Genomic DNA, 14,063 nt, shown 5'->3' with positions numbered 1-14,063 from the left:
ACCGTGCTGGCCAACGAACAGGTCGAGGACGGGCGCGGCTGGCGCTCCGGCGCCCTCGTCGAACGGCGCGAACTGACCCAGTGGTTCTTCAAGATCTCCGACTATTCGGACGAACTTCTCTCCGCGCTCGACACGCTCGACAACTGGCCCGCCAAGGTAAAGACCATGCAGGCCAACTGGATCGGCAAGTCGCGCGGGTTGCAATTTGCCTTCTCGACCATCGAAGCGCCCGAGGGCTTTGACCGGATCGAGGTCTATACCACCCGCCCCGACACGCTGCTCGGCGCCTCCTTCGTCGGCATCTCGCCCGACCACCCCATCGCCAAGGCGCTTGAGGCCGAGAACCCGCAGGTCGCCAGTTTCGTCGCGGAATGCCGCAAGGGCGGCACCACCGAGGAAGCGATCGAGACCGCCGAGAAGCTCGGGATGGACACTGGCATCCGCGTCCGCCACCCCTTCGACACGGCCCATGAACTGCCCGTCTATATCGCCAACTTCATCCTGATGGACTACGGCACCGGCGCGATTTTTGCCTGCCCGGCCCATGACCAGCGCGACCTAGACTTCTGCCGCAAGTACGACCTGCCGGTGATCGAGACGTTCTTGCCACTGCATGGCGACCACGCTCCATACGAGGTGCCTGACAACAATTTCGACGCTGATCCTGTCTTGCCGTTAGACGACTCAGAGCAGTATCCTGGGGAGCAGTACTTGTTCCGGATTACCAAGACTGCCTACGTGCCGCCCAAGTCCGACACGGTGAAATGGGTCGACCACTTCGCCGGTCTGGACGAGGCGACGGGGGAAGAGGCCATCGCGGCCACCATCGATTACGCCGAGAAACAGGGCTGGGGCAAAGGTCACACCCAATACCGCCTGCGCGACTGGGGCCTGTCCCGCCAGCGTTACTGGGGCTGCCCGATCCCGGTGGTCCATTGCGATGACTGCGGCGTGGTGCCGGAGAAGAAAGAGAACCTGCCGATCGAGCTGCCTTACGACATCAGCTTCGACACGCCCGGCAACCCGCTCGACCGCCACCCGACGTGGCGCGACTGCGCCTGCCCGTCCTGCGGCAAGCCCGCGCGGCGCGAGACCGATACGATGGACACCTTCGTGGACAGCTCGTGGTATTTCGCCCGCTTCACCGCGCCCCGCGCCGATACGCCGACCGTGGCCGAGGACGCGGACTACTGGATGAACGTCGATCAATACATCGGCGGCATCGAGCACGCGATTCTCCACCTGCTCTATTCGCGCTTCTTCGCCCGCGCGATGCACATCTGCGGCCACCTGCCGGAGAAGTCGAAAGAGCCGTTCAACGCGCTGTTTACGCAGGGCATGGTGACCCACGCGATCTACCAGACTCGCGACGCCGAGGGCCGCGCCGTCTATCACTTCCCCGAGGACGTGGAAGAGACCGAAGGCGGCGCCAAGCTGAAGGCCACTGGTGAGCCGGTCGAAATCATCCCCTCTGCCAAAATGTCGAAGTCGAAGAAAAACGTGGTCGATCCGCTGGAGATCATCGCCCAGTACGGCGCCGACACCGCCCGCTGGTTCGTCATGTCCGACTCGCCCCCCGAGCGTGACGTGGAATGGACCGCCTCGGGTGCCGAGGGTGCCTCCAAGCACCTCGCCCGCGTCTATCGCATCGCCGCCGAGATCGCGGACGCCACCGGCACGGGCGAAGGCGACGAGGATCTGCTGCGCGAGATGCACAAGACCATCAAGGCCGTGACGGACGGGATCGAGGGCTTCGCCTTCAACACCTCCATCGCCAAGCTTTACGGCTTCACCAACACGCTGTCGAAATCCAAGGCGGGGGCCGAGACCAGGCAGACCGCCATGCGCGTCATGGCGCAGCTCATGGCCCCGATGACCCCACACCTCGCGGAGGAAGTCTGGTCCATGCTGGGCGGCAAAGGCCTCGTCGCCGAAGCCGACTGGCCCGTGGCCGACGAGGCGATGCTGGTGGAAGACACCGTGACCATGCCAATCCAGGTGAACGGAAAGCGGCGTGACGAGATCACCGTGCCCAAGGACATGGACAAGGGCGAGATCGAGACGCTGGCGCTCGCCACCGACGGGGTGAAACGCGCGCTGGACGGCAATGCGCCGAAAAAGGTCATCGTGGTGCCGGGCCGGATTGTGAATGTGGTGGCATAACGCCAGACTGCGGGCATGAAACTCAAACCCGCCGAGGCCAACCGCCACTTCGCCAAGCCCGCGCCCGACAAGCCGGGCACGCTGATCTATGGCACCGACGGGATGCGAGTCGCGCTCAAGCGGCAGGAGCTTCTTGCGAATCTTCTGGGTGAGAATGCCGAGGGCGAAATGCGCCTCACCCGGATGATGGCGGGGGAGTTGCGGCAGGACCCGGCCGCGCTGGCCGACGCGATGAAAGCACAAGGCTTTTTCCCCGGCCCCCGCGCGGTCTTTGTCGAGGATGCGACCGACGCGATGGGGGACAAGATCACGCAGGCTATGGATGACTGGCAGACGGGCGATGCCCATGTCGTCGTCACCGGCGGGAACCTGAAACCCACCGGCAAGCTGCGGAAATACTTTGAAAAACATCCCAAGGCCGTCGCCGTCGGCATCTATGACGACCCGATGTCGCGCGACGAGATCAAGGCGGAACTGTCCAAGGCCGGGCTCAACAACGTCGATGGCGAAGCGATGCGGGATCTTGAGGCGCTGGCCCGCACCCTCGACCCCGGCGACTTCCGCCAGACGGTCGAGAAACTGTCGCTCTACATGCTGAACGACCCCTCCACGGTCTCGCCCGACGATGTGGCCGCCTGTGCCCCCGCCTCCACCGAGGCGGTGCTGGACGACCTGCTCCACGCCACAGCCGAGGGCCGCGCGCAGGAGCTTGGCCCGCTGCTCACGCGGCTCGAGGCACAGGGCATCGCCCCCACGCGCCTCGCCATCGTGACCACCAACCATTTCCGCACGCTGCACATGGCGGCCTCTGACCCCGAAGGGCCGAACAAGGGTATCTTCCGCGCCCGCCCGCCGGTGCATTTCAAGTCACGCGACCGCATGACCCGGCAGGCCTCGCGCTGGGGCGCGGTGAAGCTGGAAACCGCGCTCGACATGATCGTGGAGGCCGACCTCACCCTGCGGTCCACCTCCAAGGCGCCGCAAATGGCGCTGATCGAACGCACGCTCATCCGACTCGCCTTCATGGCCGCGCGCGGCTGAGGCCCAACAAAAAAACGGCGGCCCCGCAGGACCGCCGTTTCCGATGTCTCTCGCGCCGGGGTCAGCCGTCGATCAGACCGTCGAGGATCTCCTGAAGATCCGCATAGGTCATGTTGGAATACTTCTCGCCATTGATGACGAAGGTCGGCGTGCCGGTGATCTCGTCCTCAGCCGCGTTCTGCTGATACGCCGCGACCATCGACTGCGCGTTCTCGCTGTCTTCCAGACAGGCGCTCAACTCATCGTCGCTCAGACCGGCCTTCTTGCCGATGGTCTTGAGGTTTTCGAGGATCGCGGCCTCCTGACCGTTGCCGATCCAGTCTTTCTGGGTCTCGAACAGCATGTCCATGATCCCGAAATAGCGCATCTCGCCACCGCAGCGCGCGACCAGCCCGGCCCAGAGGCCATACTTGTCGAAATAGACCTCGCGGTTCACGAACCGCACCTTGCCGGTGTCGATGTAGTCGGCCTTCAGGTCGTCCCAGGCGCGCTCATGGAAGTCGGCGCAATGCGGGCAGGTGAAGGACGCGTATTCGATCATCGTGACCGGCGCGTCCGCATCGCCGATGGCCATATCTTCGGCCGGTTCGATGTCGGCCTCGCTCGTGGCGTCCTGCGCCACGGCGGGGGACACAGGCGAGAGCGCCGAAGTGCCCGGCGTGCTGCCGGTGTTCATCGTGTAAAACGCACCGCCGCCGATCAGGACGGCGGCACCAAGCGCGATGGGAAGGATCTTGTTCATGGGGTCTGCCTCAGGATTTCGATGAGTTTCGGGTGTAGACGTTCGCCGCCAGTGCCTCCAGCGCCGCGCGAAGGTCATCGCTCTCGACGCCGTCCGCGGTGGCACGGGCACGGGTGGTAACTTCGGGATCGGGCTCTTGCACGCTCTCCGCCTTGCGTGGCGAAAACGCGACCTGTCCCTCGGAGAAGCCGGTGGGCGCGGTCTGCGTGATGCGGATGCGGGAAATGGCGGCGTAACCGTAGACCCGGTTCACCCGCTCTCGAAGCTGTTCCTTCTGCATTTCCAGCATCGGCGCATTCGCCCCGGTGGTCAGCAGCGTGAGCGTCGCGCCAAAGCCGCCACGCCCATAGGACACCTCGACGGGGCGCGAGATCTGGGCGATCCCCTCGCCTGCGATTTCGTCCCAATGGGTGATCAGCCGGGTAACAGCGAAACCACGCGATTCGCCGGCCTTGCGGATGCGGCTGCCAAGCAGCTTCGCGGTCCGCTCGAAGCCGCGCGTGCGGCGATCCGGTTTCGATCTGGCGTCGGTCACTGGCCTCTCCATGTCGCTCAATATACTAGGGGTTCGGGTGCGCCGACACCATGCCGATTGAAGTTACAGGGATAAAACATGCGTGACGCGCGGGTTATGGCCGATGAGTTGCTGGCTTGGTACGACCGCCACGCCCGCGCGATGCCGTGGCGCGTCGGCCCGGCTGAACGCGCCGCCGGGGTCGCGCCCGACCCTTATGCGGTCTGGCTGTCCGAGGTGATGCTGCAACAGACGACCGTGGCCGCCGTGCGCGATTATTTCACCCGGTTCCGCACGCTCTGGCCCACGGTTCACGACCTTGCCGCCGCCGAGGACGCCCGCGTGATGGGCGAATGGGCCGGGCTGGGCTACTACGCACGCGCCCGCAACCTGCTCAAATGCGCCCGCGTGGTGTCGGGTGAACTGGACGGGCATTTCCCGGACACGCTGGACGGGCTCAAGGCGCTTCCGGGCATCGGCCCCTACACCGCCGCCGCCATCGCCGCCATCGCCTTTGACCGGGCCGAGACGGTCGTGGACGGGAACGTGGAGCGGGTCATGGCCCGCCTCTTTGCGATCACCGACCCGATGCCCGGCTCCAAGCCCGCGCTGCGCGAGGCGGCTGCGACACTGACCCCCGACACCCGCCCCGGCGACTACGCGCAGGCGGTCATGGACCTCGGCGCGACGATCTGCACCCCGCGCTCGCCCGCCTGCGGCCTCTGCCCGTGGCGAGGCGACTGCGCAGCCCACGCACAGGGCATCGCCGCCGACCTGCCCGCCCGCGAGGCGAAGAAGCCCAAGCCGGTGCGCTACGGCGTGGCCTATGTCGGGCGGCGCACGGACGGCGCGTGGCTGGTCGAGACCCGGCCCGAGAGCGGACTTCTGGGCGGCATGCTGGGCTGGCCCGGCGGCGACTGGGGCGAGACGCCCGAGGATCGCCCGCCCCTCCCTGCCGACTGGCAGGATCTGGGCGAAGCGGTCCGCCACACCTTCACCCATTTCCACCTGCGCCTCGCCGTGCGCGTGGCCACCCTGCCCGCTGAGGCCACCCCGGCGCGCGGGCATTTCACCGACCGCCTCGCCCCCTCCGACCTGCCCACCGTGATGCGCAAGGTCTATGACCTTGCCCGCGACAGCCTGTCCTGACCCGCGCCGTTGTGCGCCCTGCCGCGGGCGCGTAGACTTCGCCACGGGGGACAAGGAGTGAGCAGATGGCCCCGACCGATACCGCGATAGATTTCCGTCACGCCGCGCCCTTCTGGGCGTCCCTGATCGTGATTCCGCTGGTGTTTCTCTCGGCCACCTATGGCGGCTGGGCCATCGTCCTGCCCCTCGCGGGGACTTGGTGGGCCTTCTCGGCCCTCGACCGGCTCCTCGGACGCAACACCGACAACCCGGACCCGAACGCCACCGACGCGCACCTTTACTGGTACTCGCTCATCACATGGGTCTGGCTGCCGATCCAGATCGTGACGCTCTACACCATGATCGCCTGGATTCCGCGCGCCGAACACCTTGTCTTGTGGGAGAAATTCGGCGTCTTCCTCGGCGTCGGCGTCATGTCCGGCTCCATCGGCATCGTCTATGCGCACGAGCTCATGCACCAGAAGGACCGCTTCGAACGGTGGCTCGCCGACCTGCTTCTGGCCAGCGTCCTCTATTCGCATTTCCGCACCGAGCATCTGCTTGTCCATCACCCCTGGGTCGGGACGCGGCGTGACGCCGTCTCGGCCCGCTACAACGAGGGGTTCCACCGCTATTTCTTCCGCGTCCTGCGCGAAGGCCTGGTCTCGGCATGGCGGGCCGAGCGGGCGATGCTGGCGCGGCGCGACCTGTCGCCGTGGGACGGAGCCAATCCGTTCTGGCGCTACTGGGCGCTTCAGGGGGGCGCGCTGCTCCTCGCGCTGGTGATTGGCGGCTGGCTCGGCCTCGCCCTGTTTCTGTTTCAGGCCTTCGTCGCGATCTGGCAGCTCGAACTCACGAACTACGTCGAACACTACGGACTGGTGCGCAAATACATGGGCGACGGGAAATACGAACCGGTCCGCCCGCATCATTCGTGGAACGCCGACCACATGGCGACGAACTGGCTGCTCATCAATCTTCAGCGCCACTCCGACCACCACTACAAACCCGCGCGCCGCTTCCCGCTGCTCCAGACCTATGAGGAGACACAGGCGCCGCAACTGCCCTTCGGCTATCCGGTCATGGCGATGGCCGCGATGGTCCCGCCGGTCTGGCGGCGCATGATGAACCCGCGTGTGCGCCACTGGCGGCGGCAGTATTACCCCGAGATCGAGGACTGGGGGCCGTACAAACGCGGCGAGCACCCGGTTCCGGGACCGCGCTAACGCCGGTCAGGCGAGCCGCTCGACAAGGTCCACGGCGGTGGCCACGCCGCTCTCTGCCCGGATCGCCTCGCCCAGCGCCTCGGCTCTCGTGGCTACGGACGGGGCCAGGGCCCCCTCGATCGCAGCGGCGAGCTTGTCTGCCGTCAGGTCTTTCTGCCGGATCGGCTCCGGCCCGGCGCCAAGGGCCGCGACCCGCGCGCCGAAGAACGGCTGATCGGCGAAAAGCGGACAGACGATGCTGGGCCGCCCCCAGCGCAGCCCCTCATGCGTTGTGCCAGAGCCGCCGTGATGCACGACGGCGGAGACGCGCGGAAAAAGCCATGTGTGCGGGACCGCGTCCAGCACATGGATGTTGTCGCCCGTCTCGAACCCGTCGATCCCGCCCCAGCCTGTCGCCAGAACCGCGCGTTGCCCCGTCTGCTCCAGCGCCCCGCGCAGCGCCCGCGTCGTGCGTTCGTGATCCAGCCCCGGCATCGACCCGAAACCGACGTAGATCGGCATCGGTCCGGCGCCGAGGAAATCCGACAGCCCGTCAGGCGGCGTGTAATCGGCAGGGTCCGAGAAGAAATACCCGGTCTGCACATCCTTCGCGGGCCAATCCTCCGGGCGCGGCACCAACGTTGGGGAAAAGCCGTGCATCCGCGTGGGGCGCCCGTCCGGGCTGTAGCCCAGCCGCACCTCCATCAGCGGGCCGACATCGGTGCCGCTCGCCTTGACCCAGCGCTTGACCAGCAGGTTGGTGCCAAGCCGCATCGTCGTATGAATGATCTTGTGCGTCGCCATGTTGAGCGCCCCGCCCCGCGACCGGTGCCCCATCAGGAACATCGGATAAGCCCGCGTCGGCACGAACCCCGGCTGCAAGGACACCGGCACCGCCGGCACGCCCAGCCGCCGCCCGAGGTAAGGCCCCATCGCGCCCTTGAAATGGTACAGGATCAGGTCCGGTGCGACCTCCAGCCCGATCCGCCACATCTCGGACAGCTGGCCGTTCATGATCTCGCTCGCCCAGCGAAACGCCTTGAGCCGCCCGGTGAGAGAGTTCAGCGCGGCCTGCATCTCGGGCTCCTGCAAGAGCGCCTGGAAATCGACCGGCAGCGGCGCGGGGGACAGCCCGGCGGCCTCGATCATCGGCTCGAACCCCTTGGGCCCGGCGAGCGTGACATCGTGCCCCGCCGCACGCAGCCCGGCGCCCAGCGCCACGAATGGCTGCACGTCCCCGCGCGAGCCGACGGAAATCATCAGAATGTTCATGCAAATGTCCCTTCACGGGGGAGTGTGCCCGACGCGCCCGACGGTTCAACACGAATCCAAAAAAACCCCGCCACAAGGGCGGGGTTGAGTGGTGCCGTGGCTTGGGCCACAGGCACAGGCGGTACGCCGTTTGCCCCGTGGGGCAAGTCCGTCAGCGCATTTCTGCGCGTATCTGTTGTCTGAGAACGTCGATCGAGACCGTCTTGCCCTCACGCTTGAAGGCCCAGTAGGTCCAGCCGTTGCACGAAGGCGCGCTTTCCAGCGCCGCGCCGACCTGATGGATCGACCCGCGCGCCTCGCCCGAGATCAGCGTCCCGTCGGCGCGCACCTTGGCGACCTGTCCACGCGGCCCGATCAGGGACTCGCCGGGGCGCAGCATGCCGCGCTCCACGAGCTGTCCGAAGGCCACGCGCGGCTCGGCACGCTTGGAGGTCGAGACGGTCAACGCCTCCTTGTCGAACTTGCGCACGTTGGCGAGCCGCTTCTCGGCCACCTTGCGATAGGCTTCCTCACGCTCGATCCCGATGAACTCGCGGCCCAGCATCTTGGCCACGGCGCCGGTCGTCCCGGTCCCGAAAAACGGGTCGAGCACCACGTCGCCGGGGTTGGTCGTGCCGACGAGCACGCGATGGAGCAGCGCCTCGGGCTTCTGCGTCGGATGCGCCTTGTCGCCGTTGTCATCCTTGAGCCGCTCGCCGCCATTACAGATCGGCAAAACCCAGTCCGAGCGCATCTGGATGCCCTCGTTGAGCGATTTCAGCGCCTCGTAGTTGAAGGTCGCCTTGGAGTCCTCGGACTTCTGCGCCCAGATCAGCGTCTCATGCGCATTGGTCAGGCGCTTGCCCCGGAAATTCGGCATCGGGTTCGACTTGCGCCACACAACGTCGTTGAGAATCCAGAACCCCTGGTTCTGAAGCTCGGCGCCCATGCGGAACACGTTGTGGTAGGAGCCGATGACCCAGATCGCCCCGTTGGGCTTGAGCAGACGCCGCGCGGCCGCCAGCCAGGCGCGGGTGAACTCGTCATAGATCTTGAAGCTCGCGAACTGGTCCCACTCGTCATCGACCGCGTCGACCTTGGAGTTGTCGGGACGATGCAGATCGCCCTTCAGTTGCAGGTTGTAGGGCGGGTCCGCGAAGATGAGGTCGACCGAGCCTTCGGGAAGGCTGTTCATCACCTCGATGCAATCACCGGACAGGATTTGGTTGAGCGGCAGAACCTCTGCCGCGCGGGTCATTTTCGTCATATTGTCTGCCTCTGTCCCCGGGGCCTTATGGCCCTCGTTGTTGTGGATAAGTTTGAGTCAGAGGCGATTCGCAGTCAATTTCTTTTTTAAATCAGGGGGTTACTGTTTTTCTGGACACAAGATATTGTGGACCGGCTTGAAGGATCGCCTATGGTGTGGGGTCACCCCTAAATCTTTGAGTGCCGAAATGTGGCTTTTTGATGGATATCCCGCATTGCTCTCCCAGCCATAGCCGGGGTGCTGTTGCGCCAAGTCCACCATGATGCGATCGCGCGTCACTTTCGCCACGATTGACGCCGCCGCGATGGACAATGATTTGCCGTCACCCTTGATTACCGGCTCCGCCGAAACAGTTGTCCCGCGGGGGAGGAGGTTTCCGTCGATCAGCAGGTGATCGGGCAGCGGGTCGAGCACGGCCACCGCCCGCAGCATCGCGATATGCGCCGCCCGCAGAATGTTGTGGGAGTCGATCTCTTCCACCGACGCGTGACCGATACCGACCGCCGCGCGCGCCATGATCTCGGCAAACAGCGCATCCCGGCGCTTGGCGGTAAGCTTCTTGGAGTCGTTCAGGCCCTCGGGAATATCGGCAGGGTCGAGCACCACGGCCGCCGCCATCACCGGCCCGGCCAGCGGACCACGCCCCACCTCATCGACCCCCGCAACCCGGGTGAAGCCCCGCGCAAGGGCCGCGGCTTCAAAAGAATAGTCAGGACCGTCCAGCATGGCGCCTTGGTGCGATACCTGCGGGGCGGAGGCAAGTCGTTTGCCCCGCGCGCGCCGCGAACGGCAAAAGGCGGCGGGCCTTCTTCGGACCCGCCGCCAATCAGGAGCGGCATTTGGAAGATCGGGGACAGACGTGCCGCTCCCTGCTCGATGGTCGGTTACCGACCGGCGACCGAGTATCCGGCCTGCTTCAGGCAGCGACCGCGATAGACGTTGCGCACGTTCCCGTTGCGCGAGTTGTAGACGTGATCCTTGCAATAGCCCGGCAGGTAAGCCGCACCACGGAAGTTGCGCTGGAGACAGCGGTTGCCGAACAGCACGCCGCGCTCACCGGGGACGTTCACGATGCACCGGGCGGGCAGTTGCTTGAAATGCTTGGCCCGGCTCCCCCCGTGGTTCCCGCCACGATTGCCGCCGTGTTGATTGCCATACCGCCCGGCCTGGCTCCCGTGACGATAGGTCGGCTGCTGGCGCGGGACGTAATGCGACTGGGTGTTGGAATGGATGCGCACGTTGCCGTTCAGGGCCTGCGTCGCGATGGCGCCAAGAATGATCGTGCCGATGGCACCGGCGATCAGCGCCTCCTCGTTGCCGGCCTGCGCTTCGGTCGCCGCGACGGGCGACAGCGCGACGGACGCGGCAAGGACGATGGCGGTGGCCGGGCGGGTGATCTTGCTGAAAAAGGTCATGTCGTGGTCCTCTCGGGTCTGTGGGTCAGGTCTGTGCAGGGTGTCTGCGATGTCGATGACCAACCCTGGCCCCACCCGGCGCGGATAAGGAATATCGGCGCGTTGACATCGGATAGCGGCCCGGAAAAGGTGGTTTGATATTGGATAACACCGGGTCCGGGCGCATCTGTACGCGCATGAAAACACTATTTCTTTCCACGGCCTTCGCGGCCGCCACCCTGCTCGCCCAGACGGCGGGCGCGGCCTGCTATGCCGACTACAAGGCCAAGCAGGACAACCCCCTGAAACTGCACTACGGTATCATCGAACTGCCCGATGTGGCCTGCGCGTCGCGCGACGCCGCCGCCCCCGAAGTGGCCCGGCGAATCGCGACCGATGGCTGGGCGCTTCTCAACGTGGTGTCGCTGTTCGACGTGTCGGAACTTGAGCAAAGGAAAGATAGTGCCGGAGACTTCTTCCTTCGCTACTGAGGCGAAATTCACCGGGCCCCGCGTGGTGGCGCTGGGGATCGCGGCGATCGTCCTGATCCTCGCCGTCGCGGCCGTGTTCCTGTTCCTCAACCTGCCCGACGCCAACGCCTTCAACGCGCGGGTGGAGCAGCTTTTCGTCGAGAACGACGCGCTCACCGGCGAGGCCGAGATCAAGCTGCTGGAAATCCTCGCGCAATCCGGCACCGCGTTTTCCGACACGCTGACGAGTTACCGGGTGGTGATCTTCGTCCTGATGCTGTTCGCCACCGCGCTCCTCGTCGCGGCGCTCGTGTTCCTCGTGGTGATCGTCGCGATGAACCGCCGGATGAGCGAGATCGAGCGGGCGGGCATTCAGGTGAACTCCCTCATCATCAGCCGGGAGGAGCGGACGGTCTACCTCAACAACATGGAGTTTTCGCTGACCGAGGCCGCCATCGAAACCCTCTCGGTGCTGGCCGAGGCGCGGATGGACGATGACGTGCTGACCGGGGCCGAGCTCGAGGCGGTGATCTCGGGCCGCCACGCGTCGGATTGCGAAGAGGCAGCGGGCGCGACCCGGATCAAACGCCTGCGCGACGCGCTCGGCAATCAGCTCATGTCGGAACTGTTGGTCAAGACCATCGCCCGGCGCGGCTACATGCTCTCCATCGACAAGGGCGTGATCCGGATGGTGTGAACGGGGCGCTCAGTCGACCCCGGCCGCATTCTTCCGCAAGGCGATGAACGCCGCCATGATGTGCTGCGCCCGCGATTGCCCGAGCGCGCCGAAATTTTCCATGTGCTGTTCGAGATGGGCAATCGTGTGCTCTTGCCCGGCCCCCGCGAGCATGGCAGCGTTGAACGCCGCATCAATGCCGACGAGAAGCGCCATCTCGGTTTCAGAGAGGTCTTCCTGTAGTTTCGCGAAATCCACCTGCATCGAACTGCTCCATTCTGTTGAACCGGCAGCCTAGCATCAATCGGCGCGCCCGGCCCGCTCGAACCCCCACATCAGCGCGAATTGCGCGAGCCAGTAGGTCGGCCAGACAAGGATCGCCCCGGCAAAGCCGCCGTCATACAGGAACAGGTTGGTGGCGAGCAGCGAATCCGACACGATGAACAACGCGGCGCCGGCGAGCAGCACCGCGAACTGCGGCCCCCGCGCCCGGCTGAGCGCGGCCAGCCCCATCCCGATGATGACGAGGATATAGGCCATGACCGGGATGCGCAGATCCCCTGCGCCGTCCCAAAGGACAAAGGCCATGCCAAGGCCATAGACCACCAAAAGACCCATCGGCAGCGCCCGGATCTGCGTGGGCAGCTTCAGAAACAGCACGATGTAGAGCACATGGGCCAGCGCAAAGGCCCCCATGCCGCCCATGAACCAAAGCTCGCTCGGGCGGCTCAGGCAGAAATCCCCCACCGCCCCCAGCGCCAGCGCACCGACGAGGAGCCAGCGGCCCGTTGGCACCACCGACAGCGCGAGCAGCGCCACTGCCGCGGTCTTGACCAGCGAATTGATCAGCGACCCGTCGCCCCCGACCGGCGCCGCGACCCAGTAGACCAGCGCGATGAGCGCCGATGCAATGCGAAGATAGATCATCCCGTCCTCCCTCGCCCAAGCCTAGCAACACCACATCGCGAACGCCCACGCATTTCGCATGCGCCGTGGCGTCAGCCTTGGTGGATCTGGCGGAGAGGACTGGCGATCCCGGCAGGATTCGAACCTGCAACCTGCCCCTTAGGAGGGGGCTGCTCTATCCAGTTGAGCCACGGGACCGCGCGCAGGGTTGATGCCCCGCGCGGCGCCGTCCGTCAACTCATTCCGGGTAGGCTGCGTCCTTGGGCTTCTTGCGCAGGGTGTGGCCCCGTTCGATGGTCGGAGTCAGTTCGATCTTCTGGCCCTGCGGCCCCTCGACCCCGGCCTCGACCCGCGACGCGATGATCTCGGCGGCCTTGCGCCCGATCTCTTCGCGGCAGCTGTCCATCGTGGCCAGTTGCCGGGGCAGACCCTTGAGCAGTTCGACCCCGTTGAACCCGGCGAGCCCCACGTCATTCGGCACGTCGACCCCGTTCTCCAGACACCACAGCAGCCCGCCGGCCCCGATCATGTCGTTGGAATAATAAAGGAAATCGAGGTCGGGGGTGCGCTTCAGGATCGCCTCGGTCATCTCGCGGCCCTTGCCCAGCGCCGACCCGCCCTCGTAGAATTCCTGATCCGAAATCTCCAGCCCCGCCTTGGCGAGGGCCTCGGTGAACCCTTCGAACCGTTTGCGGGCGCGGTGGTCGAGCGGCATCTTGGTGCCCAGGAACCCGATCTTGCGATACCCCGCCTTAATGATCGCCTCGGCCATCATCCGGCCCGCGCGACGGTGGCTGATCCCCACGGCCGCGTCGATCGGCGTGCCGTCGGTGTCCATGATCTCCACCACCGGGATACCCGCGCCGCGCAGCATCGCCTTGGACGCATCCGAATGCTCTAGCCCCGCGATGATGACGCCGGAGGGCCGCCACGAGAGCATCTCGTAAAGCACCTTCTCCTCACGTTCCTTGCGGTAGTTCGTGACGCCGACCACGGGCTGCAACGGCGTGTCGTCCAGCACGTCGGAAATCGCGGTCATCACCTCGGGAAACACCATGTTCGACAGCGACGGGATGATGACGGCGACAAGGTTCACCCGCTGGCTCGCCAGCGCCCCGGCGATCTTGTTGGGCACATAGCCCAGCGCCTTGGCCGCCTCCAGCACCTTCTCCCGCGTGGCGTCCGACACGTCACCCCGATTGCGTAACACGCGGCTCACGGTCATTTCGGACACGCCCGAGGCTTCGGACACGTCGCGCAGGGTCAGGGGGCGTTTGGGGGCGTCGGCCATTGCGGGCTCCTCATC

15 protein-coding genes and 1 tRNA gene are annotated in these 14,063 nt (G+C 65.8%); 6 read left to right on the top strand and 10 right to left on the bottom strand.

All coding sequences use genetic code 11. From position 1 onward, the window contains the following. Together leuS and holA are read left to right on the top strand one after the other, a co-directional pair. Positions 1–2,163 (top strand): leucine--tRNA ligase (gene leuS / locus B2585_RS03045; RefSeq protein ID WP_292019841.1); only part of this gene is annotated, 2,163 nt, incomplete at its 5' end. Between the two features lie 15 nt (positions 2,164–2,178). Further along, entirely contained in the window at positions 2,179–3,204 is a 1,026-nt protein-coding gene (gene holA / locus B2585_RS03040) for a DNA polymerase III subunit delta (RefSeq protein ID WP_292019839.1), read from the top strand. Positions 3,205–3,265: 61 nt separating this feature from the next. Here the strand turns inward: holA and B2585_RS03035 are convergent, their stop codons facing one another. Further along, positions 3,266–3,946, bottom strand: coding sequence for a DsbA family protein (locus B2585_RS03035; protein ID WP_292019837.1), 681 nt, complete (start codon positions 3,944–3,946; stop codon positions 3,266–3,268). Positions 3,947–3,956: 10 nt separating this feature from the next. Beyond that, positions 3,957–4,493 (bottom strand): DUF721 domain-containing protein, encoded by a 537-nt coding sequence (locus B2585_RS03030; RefSeq protein WP_292019835.1) that lies wholly within the window; start codon positions 4,491–4,493, stop codon positions 3,957–3,959. A 66-nt stretch (positions 4,494–4,559) separates the two neighbouring features. On the opposite strand from B2585_RS03030, the gene B2585_RS03025 reads away from it, so the two are divergent. Continuing rightward, complete coding sequence (locus B2585_RS03025; RefSeq protein ID WP_292019833.1) at positions 4,560–5,609, top strand: A/G-specific adenine glycosylase; 1,050 nt, start codon at positions 4,560–4,562, stop codon at positions 5,607–5,609. A 65-nt stretch (positions 5,610–5,674) separates the two neighbouring features. Beyond that, positions 5,675–6,814: an alkane 1-monooxygenase gene (locus B2585_RS03020; protein ID WP_292019831.1), complete on the top strand. Its 1,140-nt coding sequence runs from the start codon at positions 5,675–5,677 to the stop codon at positions 6,812–6,814. A gap of 6 nt (positions 6,815–6,820) precedes the next feature. On the opposite strand, the gene B2585_RS03015 is transcribed toward B2585_RS03020, so the two are convergent. From B2585_RS03015 to B2585_RS03000, 4 genes are all read right to left on the bottom strand, one after another. Continuing rightward, complete coding sequence (locus B2585_RS03015; RefSeq protein WP_292019829.1) at positions 6,821–8,065, bottom strand: glycosyltransferase; 1,245 nt, start codon at positions 8,063–8,065, stop codon at positions 6,821–6,823. 151 nt (positions 8,066–8,216) lie between these two features. Next, positions 8,217–9,311, bottom strand: coding sequence for a site-specific DNA-methyltransferase (locus B2585_RS03010; RefSeq protein ID WP_292019825.1), 1,095 nt, complete (start codon positions 9,309–9,311; stop codon positions 8,217–8,219). A 99-nt stretch (positions 9,312–9,410) separates the two neighbouring features. Then, positions 9,411–10,037: a ribonuclease HII gene (locus B2585_RS03005; RefSeq protein WP_414674029.1), complete on the bottom strand. Its 627-nt coding sequence runs from the start codon at positions 10,035–10,037 to the stop codon at positions 9,411–9,413. Positions 10,038–10,195: 158 nt separating this feature from the next. Continuing rightward, positions 10,196–10,726 (bottom strand): hypothetical protein, encoded by a 531-nt coding sequence (locus tag B2585_RS03000; protein WP_292019823.1) that lies wholly within the window; start codon positions 10,724–10,726, stop codon positions 10,196–10,198. A gap of 176 nt (positions 10,727–10,902) precedes the next feature. Between B2585_RS03000 and B2585_RS02995 the strand changes: the two genes are divergently transcribed. Continuing rightward, positions 10,903–11,196, top strand: coding sequence for a hypothetical protein (locus B2585_RS02995; protein WP_292019821.1), 294 nt, complete (start codon positions 10,903–10,905; stop codon positions 11,194–11,196). Continuing rightward, positions 11,168–11,872, top strand: a complete 705-nt coding sequence (locus tag B2585_RS02990; RefSeq protein ID WP_292019818.1) for a winged helix-turn-helix domain-containing protein — start codon at positions 11,168–11,170, stop codon at positions 11,870–11,872. Before B2585_RS02995 ends, B2585_RS02990 begins: the two co-directional genes overlap by 29 nt. 9 nt (positions 11,873–11,881) lie before the next feature. Here B2585_RS02990 and B2585_RS02985 read toward each other — a convergent pair whose 3' ends face one another. From B2585_RS02985 to B2585_RS02970, 4 genes are all read right to left on the bottom strand, one after another. Next, the gene (locus B2585_RS02985) at positions 11,882–12,067 is read right to left on the bottom strand and encodes a hypothetical protein (RefSeq protein ID WP_292019817.1); all 186 of its coding nucleotides are present in this window, start codon (positions 12,065–12,067) and stop codon (positions 11,882–11,884) included. An 84-nt stretch (positions 12,068–12,151) separates the two neighbouring features. After that, positions 12,152–12,778, bottom strand: a complete 627-nt coding sequence (locus tag B2585_RS02980) for a lysoplasmalogenase (RefSeq protein WP_292019816.1) — start codon at positions 12,776–12,778, stop codon at positions 12,152–12,154. Positions 12,779–12,878: 100 nt separating this feature from the next. Then, positions 12,879–12,955: transfer RNA gene (locus B2585_RS02975), tRNA-Arg, on the bottom strand. 40 nt (positions 12,956–12,995) lie between these two features. Further along, on the bottom strand, positions 12,996–14,048 hold the full coding sequence (locus B2585_RS02970) for a LacI family DNA-binding transcriptional regulator (RefSeq protein ID WP_292019814.1): 1,053 nt from the start codon (positions 14,046–14,048) through the stop codon (positions 12,996–12,998). Positions 14,049–14,063: the final 15 nt, after the last annotated feature.

The sequence above is a fragment of the Maritimibacter sp. UBA3975 genome, assembly GCF_002384975.1.
GTDB lineage: Bacteria > Pseudomonadota > Alphaproteobacteria > Rhodobacterales > Rhodobacteraceae > Maritimibacter.
This window is presented reverse-complemented; position numbering and strand designations above follow the sequence as displayed.

What these genes read in the sequence shown, in the direction of transcription:
- B2585_RS02970 (WP_292019814.1), bottom strand. Translation starts at nt 14,048, where the DNA reads ATGGCCGACGCCCCCAAACGCCCCCTGACCCTGCGCGACGTGTCCGAA.
- B2585_RS03020 (WP_292019831.1), top strand. Translation starts at nt 5,675, where the DNA reads ATGGCCCCGACCGATACCGCGATAGATTTCCGTCACGCCGCGCCCTTC.
- B2585_RS03030 (WP_292019835.1), bottom strand. Translation starts at nt 4,493, where the DNA reads ATGGAGAGGCCAGTGACCGACGCCAGATCGAAACCGGATCGCCGCACG.
- B2585_RS02995 (WP_292019821.1), top strand. Translation starts at nt 10,903, where the DNA reads ATGAAAACACTATTTCTTTCCACGGCCTTCGCGGCCGCCACCCTGCTC.
- B2585_RS03005 (WP_414674029.1), bottom strand. Translation starts at nt 10,037, where the DNA reads ATGCTGGACGGTCCTGACTATTCTTTTGAAGCCGCGGCCCTTGCGCGG.
- holA (WP_292019839.1), top strand. Translation starts at nt 2,179, where the DNA reads ATGAAACTCAAACCCGCCGAGGCCAACCGCCACTTCGCCAAGCCCGCG.
- B2585_RS03015 (WP_292019829.1), bottom strand. Translation starts at nt 8,065, where the DNA reads ATGAACATTCTGATGATTTCCGTCGGCTCGCGCGGGGACGTGCAGCCA.
- B2585_RS03000 (WP_292019823.1), bottom strand. Translation starts at nt 10,726, where the DNA reads ATGACCTTTTTCAGCAAGATCACCCGCCCGGCCACCGCCATCGTCCTT.
- B2585_RS03010 (WP_292019825.1), bottom strand. Translation starts at nt 9,311, where the DNA reads ATGACGAAAATGACCCGCGCGGCAGAGGTTCTGCCGCTCAACCAAATC.
- B2585_RS03035 (WP_292019837.1), bottom strand. Translation starts at nt 3,946, where the DNA reads ATGAACAAGATCCTTCCCATCGCGCTTGGTGCCGCCGTCCTGATCGGC.
- B2585_RS03025 (WP_292019833.1), top strand. Translation starts at nt 4,560, where the DNA reads ATGCGTGACGCGCGGGTTATGGCCGATGAGTTGCTGGCTTGGTACGAC.
- B2585_RS02985 (WP_292019817.1), bottom strand. Translation starts at nt 12,067, where the DNA reads ATGGCGCTTCTCGTCGGCATTGATGCGGCGTTCAACGCTGCCATGCTC.
- B2585_RS02980 (WP_292019816.1), bottom strand. Translation starts at nt 12,778, where the DNA reads ATGATCTATCTTCGCATTGCATCGGCGCTCATCGCGCTGGTCTACTGG.